General features: G+C 62.0%; 18 protein-coding genes. 9 read left to right on the top strand and 9 right to left on the bottom strand.

Going from position 1 to position 22,532, the window contains the following annotated elements; genetic code table 11:
* Nucleotides 1-24: 24 nt before the first annotated feature.
* The 4 genes from N4T19_RS09160 to N4T19_RS09145 all read right to left on the bottom strand — a co-directional run bounded on the left by N4T19_RS09160 (nt 25) and on the right by N4T19_RS09145 (nt 4,892).
* Nucleotides 25-816 carry a DUF4198 domain-containing protein gene (locus N4T19_RS09160; protein WP_260719975.1) on the bottom strand — a complete coding sequence of 264 codons (792 nt, stop codon included), beginning with the start codon at nt 814-816 and terminating at the stop codon, nt 25-27.
* 3 nt (nt 817-819) lie between these two features.
* Nucleotides 820-1,344 (bottom strand): EF-hand domain-containing protein, encoded by a 525-nt coding sequence (locus N4T19_RS09155; protein ID WP_232539403.1) that lies wholly within the window; start codon nt 1,342-1,344, stop codon nt 820-822.
* Nucleotides 1,345-1,374: 30 nt separating this feature from the next.
* The gene (locus N4T19_RS09150; protein ID WP_260719973.1) at nt 1,375-3,747 is read right to left on the bottom strand and encodes a TonB-dependent hemoglobin/transferrin/lactoferrin family receptor; all 2,373 of its coding nucleotides are present in this window, start codon (nt 3,745-3,747) and stop codon (nt 1,375-1,377) included.
* A gap of 185 nt (nt 3,748-3,932) precedes the next feature.
* The gene (locus N4T19_RS09145; RefSeq protein WP_116925881.1) at nt 3,933-4,892 is read right to left on the bottom strand and encodes a LysR family transcriptional regulator; all 960 of its coding nucleotides are present in this window, start codon (nt 4,890-4,892) and stop codon (nt 3,933-3,935) included.
* Between the two features lie 199 nt (nt 4,893-5,091).
* Here N4T19_RS09145 and N4T19_RS09140 point away from each other — a divergent pair, with 199 nt between their 5' ends.
* Together N4T19_RS09140 and N4T19_RS09135 are read left to right on the top strand one after the other, a co-directional pair.
* Nucleotides 5,092-5,490, top strand: coding sequence for a hypothetical protein (locus N4T19_RS09140; protein WP_116925882.1), 399 nt, complete (start codon nt 5,092-5,094; stop codon nt 5,488-5,490).
* A 92-nt stretch (nt 5,491-5,582) separates the two neighbouring features.
* Nucleotides 5,583-6,665 carry a linear amide C-N hydrolase gene (locus N4T19_RS09135; protein ID WP_182342901.1) on the top strand — a complete coding sequence of 361 codons (1,083 nt, stop codon included), beginning with the start codon at nt 5,583-5,585 and terminating at the stop codon, nt 6,663-6,665.
* Nucleotides 6,666-6,716: 51 nt separating this feature from the next.
* Here N4T19_RS09135 and N4T19_RS09130 read toward each other — a convergent pair whose 3' ends face one another.
* Nucleotides 6,717-7,706, bottom strand: coding sequence for a LysR family transcriptional regulator (locus N4T19_RS09130; protein WP_232539402.1), 990 nt, complete (start codon nt 7,704-7,706; stop codon nt 6,717-6,719).
* Nucleotides 7,707-7,748: 42 nt separating this feature from the next.
* Between N4T19_RS09130 and N4T19_RS09125 the strand changes: the two genes are divergently transcribed.
* Nucleotides 7,749-8,762, top strand: a complete 1,014-nt coding sequence (locus N4T19_RS09125) for an NAD(P)H-quinone oxidoreductase (protein ID WP_260720279.1) — start codon at nt 7,749-7,751, stop codon at nt 8,760-8,762.
* A gap of 15 nt (nt 8,763-8,777) precedes the next feature.
* Nucleotides 8,778-9,986 (top strand): MFS transporter, encoded by a 1,209-nt coding sequence (locus N4T19_RS09120; RefSeq protein WP_198424333.1) that lies wholly within the window; start codon nt 8,778-8,780, stop codon nt 9,984-9,986.
* 13 nt (nt 9,987-9,999) lie between these two features.
* On the opposite strand, the gene N4T19_RS09115 is transcribed toward N4T19_RS09120, so the two are convergent.
* On the bottom strand, nt 10,000-10,365 hold the full coding sequence (locus N4T19_RS09115) for a VOC family protein (protein ID WP_182342898.1): 366 nt from the start codon (nt 10,363-10,365) through the stop codon (nt 10,000-10,002).
* Between the two features lie 400 nt (nt 10,366-10,765).
* Between N4T19_RS09115 and N4T19_RS09110 the strand changes: the two genes are divergently transcribed.
* On the top strand, nt 10,766-13,192 hold the full coding sequence (locus N4T19_RS09110) for a TonB-dependent siderophore receptor (RefSeq protein WP_260719969.1): 2,427 nt from the start codon (nt 10,766-10,768) through the stop codon (nt 13,190-13,192).
* Nucleotides 13,193-13,548: 356 nt separating this feature from the next.
* Nucleotides 13,549-14,865: an Ig-like domain-containing protein gene (locus N4T19_RS09105; RefSeq protein WP_133248135.1), complete on the top strand. Its 1,317-nt coding sequence runs from the start codon at nt 13,549-13,551 to the stop codon at nt 14,863-14,865.
* A gap of 49 nt (nt 14,866-14,914) precedes the next feature.
* Here the strand turns inward: N4T19_RS09105 and N4T19_RS09100 are convergent.
* Together N4T19_RS09100 and N4T19_RS09095 are read right to left on the bottom strand one after the other, a co-directional pair.
* Nucleotides 14,915-16,290 (bottom strand): IS3 family transposase gene (locus N4T19_RS09100; protein WP_260718296.1). Its coding sequence is split into 2 segments (ribosomal slippage): nt 14,915-15,801 and nt 15,801-16,290, totalling 1,377 coding nucleotides; the frame shifts between segments, so codons are not numbered across the junction.
* 123 nt (nt 16,291-16,413) lie between these two features.
* Nucleotides 16,414-17,328, bottom strand: a complete 915-nt coding sequence (locus N4T19_RS09095; protein ID WP_116925888.1) for a LysR family transcriptional regulator — start codon at nt 17,326-17,328, stop codon at nt 16,414-16,416.
* A gap of 89 nt (nt 17,329-17,417) precedes the next feature.
* On the opposite strand from N4T19_RS09095, the gene N4T19_RS09090 reads away from it, so the two are divergent.
* Genes N4T19_RS09090 through N4T19_RS09080 form a run of 3 tightly spaced genes read left to right on the top strand, consistent with a single transcriptional unit; the run spans nt 17,418 to nt 19,169 of the window.
* Nucleotides 17,418-18,245, top strand: coding sequence for an MFS transporter (locus N4T19_RS09090; protein ID WP_260719966.1), 828 nt, complete (start codon nt 17,418-17,420; stop codon nt 18,243-18,245).
* Nucleotides 18,242-18,772 carry an MFS transporter gene (locus N4T19_RS09085; RefSeq protein ID WP_260719964.1) on the top strand — a complete coding sequence of 177 codons (531 nt, stop codon included), beginning with the start codon at nt 18,242-18,244 and terminating at the stop codon, nt 18,770-18,772. Before N4T19_RS09090 ends, N4T19_RS09085 begins: the two co-directional genes overlap by 4 nt.
* Nucleotides 18,765-19,169: a DUF4440 domain-containing protein gene (locus tag N4T19_RS09080; protein WP_182342890.1), complete on the top strand. Its 405-nt coding sequence runs from the start codon at nt 18,765-18,767 to the stop codon at nt 19,167-19,169. Before N4T19_RS09085 ends, N4T19_RS09080 begins: the two co-directional genes overlap by 8 nt.
* A gap of 229 nt (nt 19,170-19,398) precedes the next feature.
* On the opposite strand, the gene N4T19_RS09075 is transcribed toward N4T19_RS09080, so the two are convergent.
* Complete coding sequence (locus tag N4T19_RS09075; protein WP_260719962.1) at nt 19,399-22,527, bottom strand: error-prone DNA polymerase; 3,129 nt, start codon at nt 22,525-22,527, stop codon at nt 19,399-19,401.
* Nucleotides 22,528-22,532 lie beyond the last annotated feature (5 nt).

Below are 22,532 nucleotides of genomic sequence, written 5' to 3'. Positions count from 1 at the left end.
GACTTCCACAGCCCTGAACCAAGACTACTGCGCCAGCACCCGGAAGGTCAGCGTGTAGTTGTAGCCATAGGTCGGCGCGGCAGCGCCTTCAGGGGCCGGGGCACGGTGGCGCACCAGGGCCATGTAGATGCCTGGCTTGCTCGGGGTCCAGCTGATGTCGCCTTGCGCGTCGGTGCTGAGCTCATCTACGCTGTTCTGGCCTTGCAGGTCCATCGGTGAGCGGTAGATGCTGACCTTTTGGTCTACCAGCGGCTTGCCATCAAAGTGCACCGCAAAGTTGAATTTCTCTGCGGCGAACACGTCGCTGGGGTGCGTGCTGGGCACGATCTCCAGCCCTTTGCCGTAAGGCTTGATGGGGGTGGGCGCACCGGCGGTGACGTAGGCCTCGGAAACCGAGAGTGACTGGTAGTGCACCTTCATTACGCCACCTTCGGGCATGACGGCCTTGGGGTCGCGCACGACGATGGTTTTGCCATTCACTTCCCAACTGCGAAAGATCGCACCCAGGCGCGGGCCGGTAGAGAGGCGGTAGCTGCCTTTTTCGTCGGGCAGTTGTTGCTCCGCCACTGTGCGGGACTTGAACTGGTGCACCTCGCCAAAGGGCAACGTGGTGCCCGAGGGCGTGGTGATACTGAACGGCGTGGGGCCAAATTGGACCTCGGACAGGAACAGTTTTTCTGCAAAGCCCGCATCCACACTGAGGGTGGACTTGGGCTGCACATCAAACACGCTGGGCATCAGAAAGGGCATGTGGGCCTGGGCGGCGTTCAGGCTGAACGTCGCGGCAAGCGCAGCAAACAGGTGGCGCGCTTGCATGGCTTACTGGCCTGCCATGTCGGCTGCGTTGACCACGCCGTCGCCATTGCGGTCGGCGTTCTTGAAGGTCTTGTTGGCGATATCGATTTCCTCTTCGATGCTCAGCTTGCCATCCTTGTTGGTATCGAGGATGTGGAAGCGCACATGGGCCTGCTTGATGCTGCCTTCGTACTGCTGATCGGGCTTCTTGCCTGCGGCGGCATATTGGGCCTTGAGGCGGCCTTCAAACTCGGCCACGTATTCGTCCTCGCTCAGCCAGCCATCCTTGTTGGTGTCGGCGGCGACGAAGCGCTGTTTGCGCAGGGTGTCGTATTCGTCCCGGGTGACGACGCCGTCGCGGTTGGCGTCATAGCCGCCCATGAAGGCATTGTGGCCGTGGCCGCCCACGGGCGTGACCGGGCCCTTGGCTTCGGTCTTGGCGGCAGCGGCGGGCGCTGCGGTCTTGCTGTTGTTGCCGTTGTTGCTGGCGCAGGCGCTGAGCAGCGCGGCGGCTGCGACTGCGGTCATGGCGGCGGAAAAGCGGTTCATGCTGGGGTCCTTTCGTGGTGGGAGAAAAGCTTAGAAATTGACGTTCAACGACACGGCGTAGGTGCGTCCCGGGTTGGTCAGCAGCTGGATGTCGCGCTGGTCCTTGGCGACGGAGGGCTGCAGGCTGCGGCTGCTGGCGTAATCCCAGTAGCGCTTGTCCGTCAGGTTGTAGATGCCGACATTCAGGCGCGCGTTCTTGTTGATCTGCCAGTAGCCCGACAGGTCGAACAGCGCATAGCCGGGCACGCGGAACTGCGCGATGCTGGAGTCGGCAATGTCGGTGCCGGCGTTGGTATAGCTCTCGCGGTTGGTAGCCTGGGCCTGCTTGCCGGCGACAAAGGTGCCGGTCATGTTGATGCCCCAGGCGCGCATGGGCGCGTCATAGCCCACGCCGATGACGGCCTTGCGTGGCTGGACGGTATCCAGCGGCACATCCTTGTCACCCGCGTAGTTGGATTTGGAGGTGCCATGGGCCAGGCCCAGCGCCCAGGTCGAGTACAGGCCTTTGACGGCGGGTGCCCATTGGCCATGGTCCAGGCGGGCGCTCATCTCCAGGCCATAGATCGTTGCCTCGTCGCGGTTCTCGGCCTGGTAGATGGTGCCGATGTGGGCCGGCACATTGCTGAACTTGTCCGGCGCGCTGGCGCGGGTGTAGCGGGTGTAGCCGATGAAGTCCTTGTAGCGCGTGTAGAAGGTCGATGCATTGAACAGCACGCCGTCGGCGGGCGATCCCTTGACGCCCAGCTCAAAGGCGTTGCTGGTCTCTTGCTTGAGGTTGCTGTTGCCGATCAGCGCGTACTGGGCGGAGCCCGCGTAGTTCTGGTCCATGTTCCAGGAGCCGAACACTTCACCGGCCGTAGGTGCACGGCCACTGCGCTTGTACTGGCCGTAGGCCATGAACTTGGGCGTCAGTTCATAGGTCAGGCCCAGGCTCGGGCTCCAGATGGTGCTGCTGAGGTTGCTGTACAGCTTGGAGGCCGCGTCTTCGGTCAAAGCGCCTTCGGCAAAATCGCCCAGGTGCTTGGGTTCGACCTTGACCCGGTCCACGCGCAGCGCCGGGATCACACCCAGGCGCTTGCCTCCCACGTCAAAACCGATGTCATCCTGGATGAAGGCGCCCAGGCGCAGGGTGTCGGTGTCGGGCTGTGGCTTCATGTAGCCAGGCACGTTCCAGGGGCGCTCCTGGCTCTGCGTCTGCGCATTGAAGCCAAAGCTGATGCGGTGGCGGTCGATGCGCTTGTCGCCGGTGGTCGAGAGGCCCCAGGCCTTGGTCTTGTTTTGCGACAGGTTGCGCGTAACGGCGCCGCTCGCCAAGGTGGTGGTGTCGGTCACGTCTTCGGTATCGGTGTTCTGGAAGAACAGGCGCGTGTCCAGCTGATCGACAAAGGCGCTGGCAGGCGTCCACAGGTGCGACAGCTGCAGCGTATTGCGGCTGGTGTCGCTGTCCTGCATATTGTTTTGCGTGATGGCGCTGTTGTCGCTGCTCCAGCCATAGAACTGGCTCTGGTTGCTGCGTCGGTACAGGTCGGCAGACAGCTCCAGGCGGTTCTCGGCATCGATCTGCAGGCCGCCCTTCATCAGCAGCGCGTTGGAGTGCCAGTCTTCCGGCGATGCCTTGATGCCCAGGGCGCTGTTGTTCTGCGTCTCCTTGCCATCGCGGCGCGAGAAGGCAATCAGGCCATCGAGGCTGCCGGATTTGCCGGCCGCAGTGATGCTCTCGTTCCAGGAATGGTCGGCCGAATCAAAGCCGAGCTTGCCGCCGAAATAGCGGGTGTTGCCATTGCGCAAGAAGTCGCTGGCCGACTTGGTCTTGAAGCTGACGGCGCCGCCAATGCCGCCGGCTGCACGCCGGGCCGTGGTAGTGCCCGACTGGATGCCGACCGAGGAGAACATCTCGGGGTCGATAAAGTCGCGGCCAATGCCAAAGGTGTTGTTGCCGGCGCGGCTCACATAGGGGCGGGTGCTGGCGTCGGGCATTTCAATGCCATCCACATCCATGCCGATGCGGTTGCCTTCGATACCGCGAATGTTGTAGCCCGTGGTGCCCGAGCGGTCAAAGCTGCTGCGGTTGCGGCTGGTACCCGATGCCGTGCCGGGGGCCGACACCAGGGGCTGGTAGCGCGAGATGTCCGCCATGCTGTTGGCTTTTTCCAGCTCCTCGCCGGAGATCACGGTCACCGTACCGGGGGCCTTTTCGGCCTTGGCCTGCACCGTGACTTGCGGCATCGTCGATTCTGCTTGCGCCAGTTGCACCAGTTGCATTGGCTGATCCGGGGCAGCCTGCTGCGCAAGCGCACCGGCAGACACCAGCGCGGCGACAGCGGCGGCCAGGTAACGGAGTTGGAGAGTGGAAGTGGCGCGCGCAGAGATACGCTGCGCCTGGGAAGAGGTGCGAGAAGCCATAGGGTCCAGCCAGTTAAAGCAAGGGGGAAGAAAAGACTGCTGGCTACTGACCTGGGCTGCATGCGGATGATGCAGGCTGAGGGGTCTGCTGCGGAACCCCTATAAGGGGTGGTGCAGGAGGCCCTGGTGGCATGGTGTTGTTATTGCTGGCGCCTGTAAAACGCCATTCTACATAAAAATGATTATCATTTGCGTTGAATTTCTTGCATGTGCTTAGTTCGCAACACTGCGGGCAGATCGGCTACGTTGGCCACCTCGCTGTGGCGCAATGCATCCACCACCACGCGCATCGCGGGCGACATGCCGCGCCGGTGCGGGTAGTAGAGGTGGTAGCCGCTGAAGGGCTGGCACCAGTCGTCCAGCACCCGCAGCAGCTCGCCTTGCGCGATATGGGGCGCGGCCATGTCTTCGGGCACATAGGTCAGGCCGTAACCGGCCAGTGCGGCGCGCAGCATGGCTCGGCTGCCGTTGAACACCCATTGGCCTTGCACGCGCACCTGCACGGCAGCGCCGTCTTTTTCCAGCTCCCAGGCCATCAGCCCACCATGGGTGGGCAGGCGCATCGTGATGCACTGGTGGGCGGCCAGGTCCTGCGGCGTCTGGGGCGCGGGCATGCGCTGCAGATAGTCGGGCGTTGCGACAATCGCCATGCGCCAGTCGGGCCCGATGCGCACCGCAATCATGTCCTTGGCGACCTGGTCACCCAGGCGTATGCCCATGTCAAAACGCTGCGCGACGATATCGCCCAGTCCATAGTCGACATTGATCTCGATGGACACATCCGGGTAGCGCTGCATCACCGGCGCGAGCTTGGGCCAGAGCACGGTGTTGGCCGCATGCTCGGCCGTGGTGATGCGGACATGGCCGCGCGGCGTGTCCCGAAAATCGCTGAGCGCGGCGACGCCCGATTCAATCTCGTCAAAGCCCGGGCCGATGCGGGCCAGCAGGTAGGCGCCCGCCTCGGTGGGCGAGACGCTGCGCGTGGTGCGGCTGAGCAGGCGCACGCCCATGCGGGCCTCCAGGCCCCGGATGGTGTGGCTGAGCGCCGACTGCGATACGCCCAGTTGCGCAGCGGCCTTGGTGAAGCTGCCTTCCCGCGCGACCGCGACAAAGGCCAACAAGTCATTGATGTTTTCGCGGGGCATGGCGGGGTCCTGCTGGGGGCTGGGTGGCGTTGCTGAACGTCATCGTCATTTTCATAGGGTGGGTGGATCGGACTATATGGAATATGATCAACACGCTGATAACGCGAGTCCAGATGAAGCGCGCAGGGCCAGCCCGCATGGCAGGCCTGAAGCTTCGCTGCGGATCGCACCGAAAAATTCAATGAGAGGATATGACACCATGAAAAAGCCTGCTGCACGCCAACTGCCCGCCCTGGTGCTGGCCACCGTCCTGGGTAGCCTGGCCTTGGCCGCGTCTGCCGCGCCCCTGTCGTTTCTCAACCAGACCATCACCGCCAGCGTGCCGGCCAAGGATGTGCCCGCGCTGCGCAAGGCCGTGGGCGATGTGCTGAACAATGCCGCTGACAAGAGCACCACGCAGTGGACCAGCAGCCATGGCCCGCGCCACCGCCAGGTGCAAATGGCGCTGACCCCGCTGCAAACCAGCCAGACCCAGAAGGCCGATACCTGCCGCCTGCTGAATGTGGAAGCCAGCCGCCCCAACGGCAAGCTTAAGGAGGAGTGGCAGTTCTGGTTCTGCAAGCAGCCCAATGGAACCTGGAAGGCCAGCGCCCAGTAAATGCAGGAGCCGGGTCGCAGCTGCCTGGTGCGGTAGGCGCGGCCCGCTGCCTTGTCTGACAGCGCCCATCACACCATGGGAGGGAGAGACCAATGACGAACAAGAAGAACCTGCTGCCTGCGCGCAAGCTGGGCACGGCATTGTTGGCGGGCGTGCTGGGCCTCAGCACCATCAGCAGCGCCATCGCCTGCACGCGGGTGGTCTATCTGGGCGCGCATGACCAGGTGATCACCGCCCGCTCGATGGACTGGAAAAATGACATCACCAGCAACCTCTGGGTCTTGCCGCGCGGCATGGAGCGAACCGGCCAGGCAGGGCCCAACTCGCTGCGCTGGACCTCACGCTACGGCAGCCTGGTGACCTCGGGCTACGACGTCTCCACGACTGACGGCGTCAACGAAGCGGGGCTGAGCGCCAACCTGCTGTGGCTGGCTGAGTCGCAGTACCCGGCGTTCGATGACAAGAGCAAACCGGGCCTGACGATTGCCGCCTGGGCCCAGTATGTGCTCGACAACTTTGCGACCGTGGCCGAGGCTGTCCAGGCGCTGGAGCAGCAGCCCTTCACCATCGTCTCGGACAATGTGCCCGGCGAAGACCGGCTCACCACCTTGCACCTGTCCATGTCGGACGCCAGTGGCGACAGCGCCATTGTCGAGTACATCGGCGGCCGCCAGGTCATCCACCACAGCCGCAGCTACCAGGTGATGACCAACTCGCCCACCTTTGACGAGCAGCTGGCGCTCAACAGCTACTGGAAGCAGATTGGCGGCACCGTCATGCTGCCGGGCACCAACCGGGCGGCCGACCGCTTTGCCCGTGCGTCGTTCTATGTGAACGCCGTGCCGCAGGCCCAGGAGCCCAACAAGGCCCTGGCCAGTGTGTTCAGCGTGATCCGCAATGTCTCCGTGCCCTATGGCATCACGACCCCGGACCAGCCCAATATTTCCTCGACGCGCTGGCGCACGGTGTTCGACCACAAACGCAAGCTCTATTTCTTTGAATCGGCCCTGACGCCCAATACCTTTTGGGTGGACCTGAAGGCGCTGAACTTCAGCCGCGCCACCGGCAAGGTGATGAAGCTCGATCTGGGCCCGAACCAGAACCATGCGTTTGCTGGCGATGCCACGGCATCGTTCCAGCCTTCGGAGCCGTTCAAGTTCTTGGGACTGCAGTAAGGCGGTGCTTGACGAGGTCCGCCATCTGGCGGGCCGCGCAGGCTGTTCAGCTCACACCGCCCAACGATGGGGCTCGCCGATAAAGCGCTTTAACTGCTCGGTGAACACGCGCAGTTTGGCACTGGGCTCCACTGGCGCGCGCAGCAGATGGATGTCGGAATGCAAGCAGGTGCTGTCGCTGGGGCCGGCAGTCAATTTCAGCAGATGCCCCGTGGCAATGTCGTTGCCTACTACCCAATCGGGTAACAGCGCAATGCCCACGCCCGCCAGCGCAGCCAAGCGCATGGCTTCAAAATCATCACAACGAAAAACGGCCTGGTCTGGCAAAACGCCATGTCCGAGAAAGTCAGACCAGCCCAGCAAATCTGCGCCATGCAGTTTATCGATGAGCTGGTAGCTTGGTAAATCGTCCAGAGATTTTGGAGCGCCCACTGCGGAGATGTACAAAGGGCTGGCACACAGCGTACGGATTTGCGTGGCGATCTTGGTGGCGACCAGAGAACTGTCCGGAAGTTTGCCTATCCTTATCACCGCATCCAGGCGCTCAGCCACAGGATCTGCAAGCCGCTCTGTCAAATCCAGCTCCACGCGCAATTGGGGGTGGGTCTTGGCCAGCAAGGCCACCACAGGAATCACGTACCGCTTGCCGAAGGTGGGAAAGCAGGCCACGCGCAAAACACCATGGGCTCCACCACTCAGGGCCGCAATTTCCTGTTGCGCATCTGCCAACTCGTCCAGCACGCGCTTGGCTCTGACAAGCAGCGCAGCACCAGCCTCGGTCAAGGTGATGAGGCGGGTAGAGCGCCTGAAAACAGGCGTTCCAAGACGCGCTTCTAGCGTGTCAATGCTGCGCGTGATCGACGAGGGGGCGACCCCCATGCGCCGAGCTGCTGCGGAGAAGCTGCCTTCACGGGTAACGTGGACAAACACTTCCAAAAACTCGGCGATGCGCTCAGCGCCCATATTTGCATTTCCCGCAAAACCGTTAACGAATTCTGGCCAGTTATCAAGCGGGGTCTGGCCCCGTACCATCGAATCCATTGTAGTTGAGCTGATTTCGCTCGAAGAAGGAGTCGCAAGTTGATGAAAGCCGTTGTTCAGAATGTCTTTGGTGGTCCTGAGACGCTCAAGATCGAGGAATTGCCGATTCCAGAGGTACGGCCCCATGACCTGTTGGTGCGAGTCGGTGCTGCTGGCGTCAACCGGGCCGATGCCTTGCAGCGCATGGGCCGCTATGGCCGGGCCAACTTTGGCGACTCCGAGCTGATGGGGCTGGAGGTCGCAGGCGAGGTGGTTGACCTTGGTGCATCCGTTTCGGGTTATCAAATAGGTGATCGGGTGATGGGGATCGTTGGTGGAGGGGCCTACGCCGAATTCGCCCGCATAGACCACAGGATGGCTATGCCAATTCCGCGCGGAATGGACGATGTGCGAGCAGCAGCGATTCCCGAGGTCTTTGTCACTGCCCATGAAGCGCTATTTCACTTGGGCCGTCTCGAAGCGGATCAGTCCGTCCTGGTGCATGCCGCCGCTGGAGGGGTTGGCTCTGCTGCCGTGCAACTCGCCCACCGCGCTGGTGCTCGCATCTTTGCCAGCACTTCCGCTGAGAAGCTGCAGCGCGTGTTGGCCTGGGGTGCAGATCGGGTCATCGACTACCGCGCCGAGAGCTTCCAGCAAGTGATCGACGCCGATACCGATGGCCAAGGCGTCAACCTGGTTGTGGACTTTATTGGTGCGCCGTATCTGGCCGCCAACATCCATTCGCTGGCCGAAGGCGGGCGAATGATCCAGGTGGGCATTCTCGGGGGCGGCAGCGGAGGGGAGTTGCCATTGGACCGTGTTCTCTACCGGCGTCTCTCCATCATGGGGACGGTGATGAAAAGCCGCTCGCTGGAGGAGAAGTGCGCCATGGTGGAACGCTTTTCAGAACGGTGGCTAGCGCTGTTCGACGACGGAAGGCTGCATCCCGTTGTTGACAGTGTCTATGCACTTGAAGATACAGAAGCGGCCCATCGCCGATTGGAATCCGGTCAGGCAGTCGGAAAAATAATCCTGTCAACGGCAGCGCTGGGAAATGACCGGCTGGCTCAAGAGTAGAAGAGGGGAGCCATCATGCCAAAAACCATTCTGCAAAAGGTTGACGCATGCATGCATCGTTACCAGCTGCTTGCAATGACCTGGTGCTGTGCATTTGCAGTATCTGCCATCTACTACCACCAGCCGCTGCTGCCACAAATGGCGGGTACTTTTGGCGTTTCACTCGGCAACGGAAGCTGGATAGCCACCATCACGCAACTCGGTTATGCGCTGGGCCTGCTGCTGTTTGTCCCTCTGGCGGATCGGATCGAGCCGCGCACCTTGGCCGCAAGAACCATCAGCGTCAATGCGCTTGCACTGCTGGCCTGCGCTTTTGCCCCCAGCTTTACCTGGTTGCTGATCGGCTGCGCCGTGGTCGGCATGACCGCGATCACCGCGCAAATCATCATACCGACGATGGTGAGCGCGTCTGCGCCGGCAGCGCAGGGAAAGGTGATTGGTTCGCTGTTGGGTGGACTCTCAGCAGGGCTGTTGTTGGCCAGAATGCTGAGCGGCTATGGAGGCGCAGAGTTTGGCTGGCATGCCATTTTTGCAGTCGCTGCGGCGCTCAATGGTGTCATGCTTTTCATGGTGTGGCGCACGCTGCCGGTGTTACATCCCCAAGCATCGGTGTCTTACGCAGGACTGTTGAAATCCATGGTCACCATGCTGCGAGAAGAACCCCTTATCCGTCTGGCATCTGCCTCGGGTTTTTTGATGTTTGCCGCATTCAGTGCCCTCTGGGCCTCATTGGCCAGCATGCTTTCTCAGCCGCCTTACCATTTCAATCCTGCAGCCATTGGTGCGTTTGGATTTGTCGGCTTGGTGGGTTTGTTTGCTTCCAAGAAAATTGGCATGCTGGTGGACAGGTTCGGCGCCGAAAGAACCATTATTTATGGCTGCAGCCTTATCGCATTGGCCTATGTCTTTGTGGCCCTCTGCGGCTTGAGTCTGGTCTGGTTGGTGGTTGGCATGGCGTTGATGGATGTGGGAAATCGAGCCGGATTGGTGGCCAATCAATCCAGAATCTTTGCGACACATCCCGAGGCCAGGAACAGGACCAATACGATTTTCATGGTGTCCTATTTTCTAGGTGGTGCCGCCGGCGCTGCACTGGGTGGCTACAGCGCCCATGTAGATGGATGGCATGGCCTGGCATTCGTCGGTATAGCGCTTACCGCCATTGCTGGGGTGATGAACTGGGTCGCTCAAGCCTCGTATGGTCTCAAGGTCTTGAAGGGTTGAGCTTGCGTAGTGCCTATCCCGCCCGGTATTGGCGGCTTGACACGCTGATCGCGTTGCCGTCCGGATCCTTGGTATTGGCAAAGGCGTAGCCATTGGCCTGGTGCACCGGGCCAAAATCCAGCCCCTTTGCGGCGGCCTTGGCCACAAACTGGTCGACATCGGCCACGCTGTACGAGAGCTTGAGCACCGCAGAGCCAAATTTCAGGCTCTTGGTGGCCTGGTGGACCAGGATCTCCGCGCCGCCATGCAGGGGTTGGAGCGCAATCAGGCCATCGACCACATCGCAGTCGGAGGTGTAACCAAAGTGCCTCACATAGAACTGCGCCGTGCGCTGCATGTCTTTGGCGTAGATGAGAAGGGTGGTGAGCGCGATGGTCATGGCGGGCCATTATGGCAGCGCTGACCGCGCCTGCGACGGCGCGCGCACGGAGGCTGGCGACCCCACTGGCCGTTGGCCAGCACCCCACGCTCGTTATTTCACAAAACTGTTGCCGAAACGCCACTTATTCATATTGAGTATGAGACTGATTCGTATTTGAATAGGTATCATGGGGGCCGTTTTGGCCAGCAGCTGTGCCCGCGTTTACCGGGCCAGCGCTGCCAGGCATTCACGGATTTCAGGCGGTGTACAGCCCACGCCATCCACGCAGGAATCCATCTGACGGTGGCAGCGCTCAGTGTGCTGTGCGCTTTGGCAGCCTGCACTCCAAGCTTCGCACGCGCTTTGCAGCGCTGTCTCGTCCCGTCGTCGCTTTTTTATCGGACGAGAGCACTCTTTCATGTCTTCTTTCACTTTCAAGCCACGCCGCACCGTGCTGGCGCATGCGGCGGTCTGCCTGGGCCTGGCCCTGCACATGCAGGCGACGATGGCGCAAACTGCCAGCTTCGATATTCCGGCACAACCGCTCGCTAGCGCGCTGGCCCAATTTGCCCGCCAGGCGAACCTGGGCTTTACCGCCGCACCAGCCGCAGCGCAGGGCCGCCAAGCGCCCGCCCTGCATGGTGCGCAGGATGTGTCGCAGGCTTTGCAGGCCTTGCTGCAGGGATCGGGCCTGCAGGGCCGGGTGGAAGGGGGCGTATTGATGGTGCAGGCAGCCGCGCCTGCGCCCGCTACCGCAGCATCGGCTGCCTCTCCATCTGCAGCGGGAGGCGAAGTCACGCTGTCGGAGGTGACGGTGCGCAGCAACCAGCTCGGTGAGATCACCGAGGGCTCGGACTCTTACACGCCTGGCGCTGTGGCGACGGCGACCCGCCTGGTGCTGACGCCGCGTCAGACGCCGCAGTCCGTCAGCGTGGTGACGCGCCAGGTGATGGATGACTTCCAGCTCCACTCGATTGACGATGTCATCAACCACACGCCAGGCGTGAGCATCGTGACCTACGACAGCGAGCGCACCGAGTACTACGCGCGCGGCTTTGCGATCCAGAACTTCCAGTACGACGGCATTCCGATGTCGCGCAACTCGGCCTATTCCGCGGGCAATACGCTGACCGATATGGCGATCTACGACCGGGTGGAAGTGCTCAAGGGTGCCACCGGGCTGCTGACTGGCAGTGGCGATCCGGGCGCCACCATCAACCTGTTGCGCAAGAAGCCGACCAAGGAGTTCAGTGGCCATGCCAGCATCAGCGCCGGCAGCTACCAGAACTACCGGGGGGAGCTGGACGTCAGCGGCGCGCTCAACGACAGCGGCAGCATCCGCGCGCGCGGCGTTGCCACCTACCAGGACAAGCACTCGCAGCTCGATCGCTACGAGCGCAAGACGGGCGTGCTCTACGGCATTGTCGAGGTGGACCTGACGCCCCAAACCCTGCTGACGGTGGGCGCCGACCGCCAGGACAACAAACCCACGGCATCGACCTGGGGCGGTATTCCCTTGCTCGATGCGAGCGGCCATTTCAACGCCATGCCGCGCTCGTTCAACAACGGCGCCGACTGGAGCCACTGGGACCAGTACACCCGCACCGCCTTTGCTACCTTGGAGCACTACTTAGACAATGGCTGGGTCACCAAGCTGCAACTCAACCACCAGATCAACGGCTACAACGCCAACCTGGGCGCCGCAGCCGGTGGCAACCCCGATCCAGTGACCGGTGCCGGCGTGCGCATGTGGAAGGGCCAGTACATAGGCCGCACCACCAGCGATGCGGCCGACCTGTATGCCAGCGGCCCCTTCTCGCTGCTGGGGCGCAGCCATGAGCTGGTGGTGGGCGGCAGCCTGGCCAAGCGCCGTTGGAAAAACGATGGCTACTACAACGACAACAGCGGCTTTGACGGCGTGGTGGACAACTACTACCAGTGGAATGGCAAGGTGCCTGCCCCGGTGTGGAACAGCGCGCCTGACTACAGCGATGACGAGAGCACCTATGAGAACGGCCTCTACACGACCGCCCGCTGGAACCTGCGCGATGACTTGAAGCTCATCACCGGCGGGCGCCTGTCCAACTACAGAAACCGGGTGCAGGAGCAAAAGGAAAAGAATGTCTTTACGCCCTACCTGGGCGCCGTGTATGACCTGAACCAGAACTACTCGGTCTATGCCAGCTACAGCGGCATCTTCAAGCCGCAGTCCTACCAGACCGAGCAGGGCCGCACCTTGGATCCGCTCGAGGGCAAGAACTATGAGCTCGGCGCCAAGGCCTCGTTCTTTGGCGGCCGGCTCAATGCCAGCGCTGCTGTCTTCCAGACCTTGCAGGACAACTATGCCGTGGAGAGTGGCGGCATCACCCCCAGCGGCAACCCCGCATACCGGGCAATCCAAGGCGTCAAGACCCGGGGCTGGGAAGCGGAGGTGTCCGGCCAGATCACGCCCGCCTGGCAGATCCAGGCCGGTTACTCGCACAGCATTGCGCGCAAGGACGGTGAGCGTGTCTCCACCCTCACGCCGTCCAACCAGTTCAACCTCTACACCAGCTACAAGCTCGCTGGCAGCCTGAGCGGTTTGACCCTGGGTGGTGGCGCGCGCTGGCAGGACAAGACCTGGGGCAGCATCAACGTGCCGACCGGTGGCAATGCCGTGCACACCGTGCAGAACTACTGGGTCTGGGATGTCATGGCACGCTACGACTTCAACAAGCAGCTGTCCGCCTCGCTCAACATCAAGAACCTGTTCGACAAGAAGTACTACACCATCTTCAGCTGGTACAGCACCTACACCTGGGGCGAGCCGCGCACGGTCAACGTGAGCCTGAACTACAAGTTCTAAGCGCCGCTGTAGTCAACGCATGCACCACCGGTCTGCAAAGGCTGGTGGTGCATTTTTCTGGGGGCAAGGCGGCCCTTGCTCAATGCTGGCGACGCGCAGAGGTCTGCCGATACATCAATGGCAGCCACGGGATACATATAGACCAGTGAATTGGAAACAAATAAATACATTTACACTGGGCGGTGTATGAGGTCTGCGCCACAGACCGCGACAAACCGGATGAAACGGTCATTGATTCACGTTATTTGACCTTCATCATGTGTTTCCCCAAGATTTGCTAAATAGACTTCGTCTTTTGCTTTATCGGCACGATCAAATGTATTGATGGTGCCTAACATGATTGCCAAGGAAGTGTTATGACTCGTCAGCGGAACGCCCGGAACATCGTTGTTTCCTCGGCCATGTTGCTGGCCACCTCCAGCCTCTTTGCCCAGGGGCTGATCACGGTGTACCAGAACGATTTTGAAACGCCCAACGCAGCGCAGTACGCGGCAGAGATTTGCAAAGATGGCGGTGGCACCCCGGCGGGGAGTAACAACTACGGGACTTTCTCTCAAAATTACAGCGATCCGGCCAACGGCTTTTCGTTCGTTCAAGTCAAAACGGCCGATCGCCTGTGTACCAAGGCGGTCAACAATCCTACCGCCAATGCCAGCCACTCGCCGGCTTGGCAAGGCACCGGCTATGCCGATGATTCGCGGCCTTTGAACCGATTCACGGGTGGTATTGTTCGTCAGTCCGGTGACTATCGGCACCGAGAGGCCGTGGGCCTGGTTTTTCCGACACAAGGCCAGCAGTTCATGGATCTGTCGATGGATTGGTCTGGGCTTGCCGTGCAGCTCGATGGCGCCAACCCCGCCAACCCTGGCGACTTCTACAACAAGCTGTGGATCAACAGACCGAACAAAGACTACAGCGTCAAATTCCGTTTCTACCGGCTTGAAGCTGGTGACAGCTTTGTCTTGGTGGATAACGCGGCTGCGGAGTCTTCGGTGAATATCAATGCGGTGCCTGCCAGCCCTGTGCGCACAGAGGTGTTTTCTTTCTCCAGCGCTTCGCCGGATGGCCTGTCGTTTGACTGGCATGCGATGCACTATGCCTTGGATATGGCGAACATGGGCTTTAACAGTTCAACCCAGCGCCTGGGCGTGGTCTGGGAGCTGGAGACTGACCAGTCTTATGCGGCCTTTGACAATATTCTGGTAACTGCCTCACAGGTTCCAGCCGCCGAGGTGGTCAAGGGCGTTGATGATGAGCACAGCTTGCCCAATATCTCGGATGCCTTTGCGATTCCCGATGTCACCGCCAACGACTATGTGGAAGGCGGCGGCAGCGCCATCAACAAGGCATCGGTTCAGTTGTTGAGCGCGCCGCAGTATGGCGCGCTGAGCATCCCCGATCCCAGCCACCCCGAGCTGATTCTCTACACACCCGACGGCGTGTACTTTGGCGATGTGACTTTCCAGTACAGGGTCTGTGATACGTCGACCCCTACGCCTGCCTGTACGACCGATCCTGTCACCGTGACCTTGCACATTCCTGCCAAGGTCACGCCACCCGAGCCGGCTGCGCCAACGCCTGTACCCGGGCTGGCTGGTTGGGGCATCGGCTTGCTGTCGATGCTGACGCTGGGCCTGGCCGGGTTCTTCAGCAGAAAGCGCCACACTGCCTAGTGGCCAAGCCCTCTTCTGAACTGACCCCAAGAAGTTGGACAGTTGGAAGCTAGGGACTGAAGGCCTGAATCCGGTATTGCACCGGACTCAGGCCTTTTAGTTTTAGCTTGATGCGTTGGTGATTGTAGTAATGGATGTAGTGGTGAAGACCTTCTTGAAGCTGCGCCACACTGCTGAACTTGTTGAGGTGGAAGAACTCGGACTTCAAGGTTCCGAAGAAGCTCTCCATCGCTGCGTTATCCAAGCAATTGCCCCGACGTGACATGCTTTGCACCAGGCCATGATCGGCCAGCAAGCGGCGATAGGCACGACTTTGGTACTGCCAGCCCTGGTCGGAATGCAGCAATGGTTTTTCCTCCCTGCCCAGCTTGCCTAGCGCCTTGCGCAACATGTCACCCACCATCTTCAAGCGCGGTTGCGTATTCATCTGATAGCTCACCACCTCGCCGTTGAATAGATCCATGACAGGCGACAGGTATAGCTTTTTACCCAAGACGTTGAACTCTGTCACGTCCGTCACCCATTTCTGGTTAGGCTGCTCGGCCATGAACTGGCGCTGCAACACATTGGCCACGCCCGCGTGCTGCCCGGCGCGATAGGAGCGATATTTCTTGGGCCGAACCAGGGACTTCATCCCCATTACCTGCATCAGGCGCTGCACGCTCTTGTGGTTCACATGACAGCCATTGCGCTTGAGTTCAAGCGCAATGCGCCGATAGCCATAGCGTCCTTTGTGAAGCTCGTAGACAGATCGGATCTGAGCCTTGAGCTCAGCGTATTTGTCGCCTCTCCTGTGCACTTGAGCCTGGTAATAGAAGGTGCTGCGCGCCAGCTTACCTGCCCGCAGCAAGTCCTTGAGGTCGTGATCTGGCCTTAGCTCAAGCACTATCCGCGCTTTTTCTGCGCAGCTTGTTTTTTCGCCTGAACCAAGGCCTCCAATTTTTTTAGGTACGCCACCTCCGCGCGCAGGTACTTCACCTCTTTGAGCAAATCTGCGTGCGAACGCGTGTCGTCCGCAGACATAACTGCTTGTGCCTGTGCGGGCTTGGCTGTGGGTGGGTTTGGCATCTTCTTGGAGCGTCCTCTTGGCCGGGGTGCAAGTGCTTGCGGCCCACCGTCATGATATTGCAGCTCCCAGGCGCTGATGACACCCGTGCCACCCCGGATATCAAACAAGGTAATCGTCTCTCGTGCAGACAGATCATCTCGCCACATCCGCTGCAACACTGCCAGTTTGAAGTCAGCGCTGTAGCGACTGAACTTCTTGCGCAACCCTGATAGGCCATGCTGCTGGTAGCTCTTTACCCAACGTCGCACTGTCGCTTGGTCGAGACCGTGAGCATGGGCCAGTGCTCTGAACCCATGCTGCCCCTGCACGTAGCCCTGGACAACTTCCAGCTTGTAACTCTCGTCGTACTTCGCCATGAAAAACACCCCAAAGGTTGGATGGATGTCCAACTTTTGGGGTGCAGTTCATTCGGAGGGTTTTTTTCATGCTGACTAACGCACTGATCCCAGTTGAGGCCGCAATGTGAAGTTAAGCCTGGCCTAGCCTGTGCGCCGTTGCCCCAGGTGCTTGCTGAGAAAGTCGATAAAGGCGCGGGTCTTGTGCGGCAGGTGGGGGCTGTTGGGAAAAACAGCGCTGATCGACTGGCGTGGCAGGCTGTAGCCGGGCAGCAGCTGCTGCAATGCGCCGCTGTGCAGGTCCTGCTCGACCAGCCAGGCCGGCAGCACCGCGATGCCCAGCGATGACAGCGCCATCAGGCGGATAGCGGCGGAGGTGTTGGCATGGTGGGCGGCGCTGCCTTTGACCTCGGTCTCCTTGTCCTGGGGGCCGCGCAGGATCCAGTGCGTGGGGCTGTGAAGATTGCTGTTGGCAATCCAGGGGAGCGGGGCCAGATCAGCGGGCTGCCGCACCGGATGCCTTTTGAGCAACGCAGGCGAGGCGACGAGCACGATGTCGTAATCGTCCAGTTTGCGGCTCTTGAAATCCGAATCGGCCAGGCTGCCCAGGCGCACCACCAGGTCGAGCTTTTCTGCAATCAGGTCGCTCAGCGAGGAGTTGGTGTCGTAGCGGATGGAGATGGCCGGGTACTGCTGCACGAACCTGGCCACCAGCGGCAGGATGTAGCGCTCGCCATATTCGCCCGTGGTGCTCAGGCGCAAGGTGCCCGAGATGCGCTTGCGGCCCTGCATGGCCATGTCAAACTTGCTCTCCAGCTGGCCGACCAGCTCCTTGAACTCATCGTAGAAGTTCTGGCCCGCTTCGGTCAGCGCAATGCTGCGTGTGCTGCGCAGCAGCAGCGTGACGGCCAGGGCCTCTTCCAGGGCTTTGACATGCAGGCTGGCCATGGCCTTGCTGATGGACAGGTAATCGGCCGCCTTGGTGTACGAGCCCAGCTCGACAACGGCCAGAAAGGTCTGCACGCGGTGCAGCTGGGTGGAGAGAGCGATGCGGTTCATTGTTCAATCTGGCCAAACAAAGTTTCAAGCATAGCGGTATCGACGGGCCGCGCAGCCCTGCCTACCATCCTGGGCCAAAGGGATCCAAGATGACGTACCGCTACCGCATTGCCACCGTGTTCTTGCTGGGATTTTTTATTGACTGCATCAACATCTTCATGCCCGCCGTGGCCTTGCCACGCATGGCCGCCGCGTTCCAGATCGGCAGCGCGGCCAGCGCCTGGGTCGCGAATGCCTACATCCTCGGGCTGACCCTTGTCATTCCGCTCAGTCCCTGGCTGGCCAGCCGCTGGGGCGCTCGGCGCATGCTGGCAGCATCGATGCTGGTGGTTGCGGGGGCTGTTTGGGCATGCGGCGAGGCCAGCAGTTTTGGCCAGATGGTGGGCTGGCGCTTTGTGCAAGGCATGGCTGGGGGCTTGCTGATCCCTGTGGGCCAGGCGATGACCTTCAACCGTTTCCAAGGCGCCGAGCGGGCCCGCATCTCGACCCTGGTCATGGCAGTGGCCCTGCTGGCGCCCGCGCTGTCTCCCAGCCTGGGCGGCTGGATCGTGGATCAGGCCTCCTGGCGCTGGGTGTTCCACGCCAATATTCCGCTGGCCCTGGCGGCCGCTGCGTTGTCATGGCTGTGGCTGCGCGAGGAGCCCAGGCCAGCGCAGACGCGGCCCGACCTGCTCGGCCTGCTGCTGATCAGCGCCGCGCTGGCCAGTGCCTTGCTCGGCATGTCGCTCTACGGTGCGGGCCAAGCGGGCGTGGTGGCATTGGCTTGTTTGGGGGCTGCGCTGCTGTTGGCCCGCCTTTATGCCAGCCATTCCCGCAAGGTGGCCGATGCCATTGTGGATGTGCGTTTGCTCCAAAGCCCGCGGCTCGCGCTGTCGATCTGGGTGTACTACGCCATCCCGGCATTTTTACCGGCGTGAACCTGCTCAATATCTTTTATCTGCAAGACCTGCTCCATATGGGAGCGGCGCAGACGGGGCGCTTCATGGTGGTGTATGCCGCAGGGGCGCTGGTGGCCATGGTGCTGTGCGGGCGCCTGTACAACCGGGTGGGGGCTGGGCGGCTGTTTGTGCTTTCGATGCTGCTGCACAGCCTGGGCATTGCGGCGCTGGCGGCGGTGGATTCCACACAGGATCTGCTGATCCTCATCCTGGCCTATGCGCTGATGGGCACAGGCGGCGGGATGGGCGCCAACACCGCGCAGACCACGGCGCTGATGGATTTTGACGGCGCCCAAACCCACAAGGCCAGTGTGCTGTGGAACATCAACCGCCAAATGGCCTTCAGCGTGGGCGCGGCGCTGCTGCTGATGCTTTTCAATCTGCTTGCCCAGCGCTGGTCTGCGCCCCAGGCCTATCACCTCACATTTGCGATCGCCGCCTTGCTGGGATTGCTTCCCCTTCTTCCACTACGCAGCTTGCCTGCAGAAAAAACCCACCATGAATAATCCCTACACCCAGGCTGCCGAGCGCAGTGTCTACGACGTGCACGAACTGATCCAAACCATTTTTGCCGGCGCGCCGGGCATGGCGCGGGCTGCCATTGACCAGCTGATGCCCGTATTTGCGGAAGGCTTCAGCATGGTGACCACCGCAGGTGCCGTGGTGCAGCTGCCGCAGGTGGCTGCCATGTTCCAGCAGGCCGCTGCTGGTCGGCCCGGGCTGCGCATTGAGATCAGGGAGGTGGCCACCGTCTGGCAAGCCGCTAGCAGCGTGGCGCTGCGCTACCAGGAGACCCACCATCTGAACGGTACAGCCATGGCGCGCTGGGCCACGGCGATTGTTGATTGCGCCGATGGGGCCGTGCGCTGGCAGTACCTGCATGAGACGGCCTTGGGCCGCTGATGCCAAGCGGGCAGCAGCGGAGTTCTGCGATGACGAGCGCCCGTGTTCACTTCATCCGCTGCAGCCGCATCGGCACCTGATATCGCTCGGCATGGATTGACGTGGTGCTACCAATCCGTGAATCGCCCAGGCTTTGCTAGACACTCTTGTGCTGTTGGTTGGACTGCCCCTGGTTAGGTTGACGAAATCAGCCTATCTTTGGACTGCCCTTGGTCAGGGCCAGTCCCCCTCACCGAAAATCCCGGCTCCGAATCCGCAGGCTGTCATACCAGTCCGAGACATCCCGCAACTGGTGCGCGATCAGGTTGCCGACCTCGCCGCTGCGCTGCCAGCGGCCTTGCACGGCCAGGAACTGGGCGTGCAGCAGGGCATCGCGCTGGGCGCTGCGCAGATGGGGCCAGCAGATGACTTGCAGGTTGCCGGTTTCGTCCTCCAGGGTGATAAAGACGACGCCCTTGGCAGTGGGTGGTTGCTGTCGCAGGGTGACGATGCCGCAGGCGCGCACCCAGCTGCCGTCGCGCGCTTCGCGCAGCTCGGCCTGGGTTTGGAAGCGGTGGCGCTGCAGGCGTTCGCGCAGCAAGGCCATGGGGTGGCGGCGCAGGCTCAGGCCCAGCGCGGCATAGTCCCAGTGGATGTCTTCCTGCTCACTGGCGGCGGGCAGTTGCAGCTCTTCCTCGTCGATGGGGGCTGCGCGCAGCAGGCGGCTGTGGTGCAGCGGTGCGGAGGCGTGCCAGAGCTGGTTGCGGCGGTGGCCTTCAAGGCTGGCCAGGGCATCGGCGGCGGCCAGGTACTTCATCGCCGGGGCGTCCAGCTGGGCGCGGCGGGCCAGGTCCTGGGCGCTGTCGAAGGGGGCGGCGCTGCGGGCCTGCAGCAGGCGCTCGACTTGTGTCTGCTGCAGCTGCTTGACCAGGCGCAGGCCCAGGCGCACGGCGGGGTGGGGGCCGCTGGCCGCTTCGGTAGTGCAATCCATGCCGCTGTGCATCACATCGACGGGCAGCACCTGCACGCCATGGCGCTTGGCATCCTGGATCAGCTGGCTGTTGCTGTAAAAGCCCAGCGGTTGGCTGTTGATCATGGCTACTAAAAACTCAGCCGGGTAGTGGCATTTGATCCAGGCACTGAAGTACACCAGGATCGCAAAGCTGGCGGCATGGCTCTCCGGAAAACCGTATTCCGAAAAGCCCTGGATCTGTTGAAAGATCGACTCGGCAAAGGCCTGCGAGTAGCCATTGCCGGTCATGCCGTTGATGATCTTGTCGTAGTACTTTTGCAGGTTGCCGGTGCGGCGCCAGGCCGCCATCGAGCGGCGCAGCTGGTCGGCCTCGCCGGCGCTGAAGCCGGCCGCATCGATGGCGATCTGCATCACCTGCTCCTGGAAGATGGGCACGCCCAGGGTGCGCTCCAGCGCCGGGCGCAACAGCTCGCTTTCGTACTGGATTTCTTCCAGCCCCTGGCGGCGGCGCAGATAGGGGTGGACCATGCCGCCCTGGATGGGGCCGGGCCGCACCAGCGCGACCTCGATCACCAGGTCGTAGAACTCCCTGGGCCGCAGGCGCGGCAACATGCTCATCTGGGCGCGGCTTTCGATCTGGAAGACGCCGATCGTGTCGGCCGCGCAGATCATGTCGTAGGTGGGTTTGTCGTCGTGCGGGATATCACCCAGCGCAAAGCTGCGGCCCTGGCGTGCGCCCACCAGGCGCAGCATTTTTTGCAGCGCGGTGAGCATGCCCAGCGCCAGCACATCGACCTTGAGCAGGCCGACGGCATCGAGGTCGTCCTTGTCCCACTGGATGACGGTGCGGTTCTCCATGCTGGCGCGCTCGATCGGCACGATGCGCGAGAGCGGGCCCCGGGTGAGCACAAAGCCGCCCACATGCTGGGACAGGTGGCGCGGAAAATCGCGCAGGGTCTCGACCAGCTCCTGCAGCTGGCGCACGGCCAGGTCACCCGCCTGCAGGCCGCACTGGGCCAGCGCTTCGGCCCGCAGCAACTCGTCGTCCCAGCGCGAATGGTCACGTGCCAGCAGATCGATGCTGGGCGGCGCAAAGCCCAGCGCCTTGGCCACATCGCGGATCGCGGATTTGCGCCGGTAGCGGATGACGACGGCAGTGAGGCCTGCGCGGTGCAGGCCGTATTTCTTGTACAGGTACTGGATGACCTCTTCGCGCCGGGCATGCTCAAAGTCGACATCGATATCGGGCGGCTCGTTGCGCTCCTTGCTGATAAAGCGCTCGAACAGCACCCGGGTCTTGTCCGGATCGACCTCGGTGATGCCCAGGCAAAAGCAGACCGCCGAGTTGGCGGCCGAGCCCCGGCCCTGGCAGAGGATGTCCTTGCTGCGGGCAAAGCGCACGATGTCGTAGACGGTCAAAAAGTAGTGCTCGTACTGCAGCTCGGAGATAAGGGCCAGCTCTTTTTCCAAGGTGGCCTGCACCTGCGGCGGCGTGCCTTGCGGCCAGCGGCGGGCCGCCCCTTCGTAGCTGAGCTGGCGCAGATAGGCCGCTGGTGTGAGCTGGGGCGGCACCACCTCGTCGGGGTACTGGTAGCGCAGCTCGGTCAGCGAGAACTGGCAACGCGCGGCAATGTCCAGGGTGGCGCCTAGCAGATCGGGCGGGTACATCTGCGCCAGCCGCAGCCGGCTGCGCAGGTGCTGCTCGGCATTGGGCTGCAGCGCGTAGCCGCAGTCGGTCAGCGGGCGGCGCAGGCGGATGGCGGTCAGCACATCCTGCATGGGCTTGCGCGAGCGCACATGCATGTGCACATTGCCAGCGGCCACCAGCGGTACGCCACTGCTGCTGCCCGCCGCGCGCATCTGCGCCAGCCAGGCCTCGTCGCCCAGGCTGCGATCGAGCTGCACGGCCAGCCAGCAGCGGCCGGCAAAGTGCTGCTGCAGCCAGGCGGCCTGGGCCTGGGTTTGCGCCGGGCTGGCCTGGCGGCTGGGGGCCAGCAGCAGCAGGCAGTCTTGCAGCGCGCGTGGGTGGATGGCCGATTGCGCCAGCGCATAGCTGCCCTTGGGCGATTTGCGCCGCAGTTGGGTGATGAGGGCGCAGAGGTTGCCATAGCCATGCAGGTTGCAGGCCAGTGCCACCAGGGTGAAGGCGGGCGCGGCCGCATCGCTGGGCTGCACCTCAAACTGCGCGCCCACGATCAGCGGCAGCCCGCAGTCACGCGCTGCGACATGGGCGCGCACGATGCCGGCGAGCGAGCATTCATCGGTCAGGGCCAGCGCGCGGTAGCCTTGGGTATGGGCGCGGTCGACCAGCTCATGCGGGTGGCTGGCGCCGCGCAGAAAGCTGAAATTGCTCAGGCACCACAGCTCGGCGTAGTGGGGGATGGAGAGTTTGGGACGCGTGGCCATGGCTC

Origin of the sequence: Comamonas squillarum (assembly GCF_025309455.1) — a bacterium.
In the GTDB taxonomy this organism is placed as follows: Bacteria; Pseudomonadota; Gammaproteobacteria; order Burkholderiales; family Burkholderiaceae_C; genus Comamonas; species Comamonas squillarum.
Note: the sequence above shows the minus strand (reverse complement) of the source record. Positions and strands in the feature narration are given on the sequence as shown.

Coding starts and splice junctions, on each gene's coding strand:
- N4T19_RS09160 (WP_260719975.1), bottom strand. CDS start 816: ATGCAAGCGCGCCACCTGTTTGCTGCGCTTGCCGCGACGTTCAGCCTG.
- N4T19_RS09155 (WP_232539403.1), bottom strand. CDS start 1,344: ATGAACCGCTTTTCCGCCGCCATGACCGCAGTCGCAGCCGCCGCGCTG.
- N4T19_RS09150 (WP_260719973.1), bottom strand. CDS start 3,747: ATGGCTTCTCGCACCTCTTCCCAGGCGCAGCGTATCTCTGCGCGCGCC.
- N4T19_RS09145 (WP_116925881.1), bottom strand. CDS start 4,892: ATGCCCCGCGAAAACATCAATGACTTGTTGGCCTTTGTCGCGGTCGCG.
- N4T19_RS09140 (WP_116925882.1), top strand. CDS start 5,092: ATGAAAAAGCCTGCTGCACGCCAACTGCCCGCCCTGGTGCTGGCCACC.
- N4T19_RS09135 (WP_182342901.1), top strand. CDS start 5,583: ATGACGAACAAGAAGAACCTGCTGCCTGCGCGCAAGCTGGGCACGGCA.
- N4T19_RS09130 (WP_232539402.1), bottom strand. CDS start 7,706: ATGGATTCGATGGTACGGGGCCAGACCCCGCTTGATAACTGGCCAGAA.
- N4T19_RS09125 (WP_260720279.1), top strand. CDS start 7,749: ATGAAAGCCGTTGTTCAGAATGTCTTTGGTGGTCCTGAGACGCTCAAG.
- N4T19_RS09120 (WP_198424333.1), top strand. CDS start 8,778: ATGCCAAAAACCATTCTGCAAAAGGTTGACGCATGCATGCATCGTTAC.
- N4T19_RS09115 (WP_182342898.1), bottom strand. CDS start 10,365: ATGACCATCGCGCTCACCACCCTTCTCATCTACGCCAAAGACATGCAG.
- N4T19_RS09110 (WP_260719969.1), top strand. CDS start 10,766: ATGTCTTCTTTCACTTTCAAGCCACGCCGCACCGTGCTGGCGCATGCG.
- N4T19_RS09105 (WP_133248135.1), top strand. CDS start 13,549: ATGACTCGTCAGCGGAACGCCCGGAACATCGTTGTTTCCTCGGCCATG.
- N4T19_RS09095 (WP_116925888.1), bottom strand. CDS start 17,328: ATGAACCGCATCGCTCTCTCCACCCAGCTGCACCGCGTGCAGACCTTT.
- N4T19_RS09090 (WP_260719966.1), top strand. CDS start 17,418: ATGACGTACCGCTACCGCATTGCCACCGTGTTCTTGCTGGGATTTTTT.
- N4T19_RS09080 (WP_182342890.1), top strand. CDS start 18,765: ATGAATAATCCCTACACCCAGGCTGCCGAGCGCAGTGTCTACGACGTG.
- N4T19_RS09075 (WP_260719962.1), bottom strand. CDS start 22,527: ATGGCCACGCGTCCCAAACTCTCCATCCCCCACTACGCCGAGCTGTGG.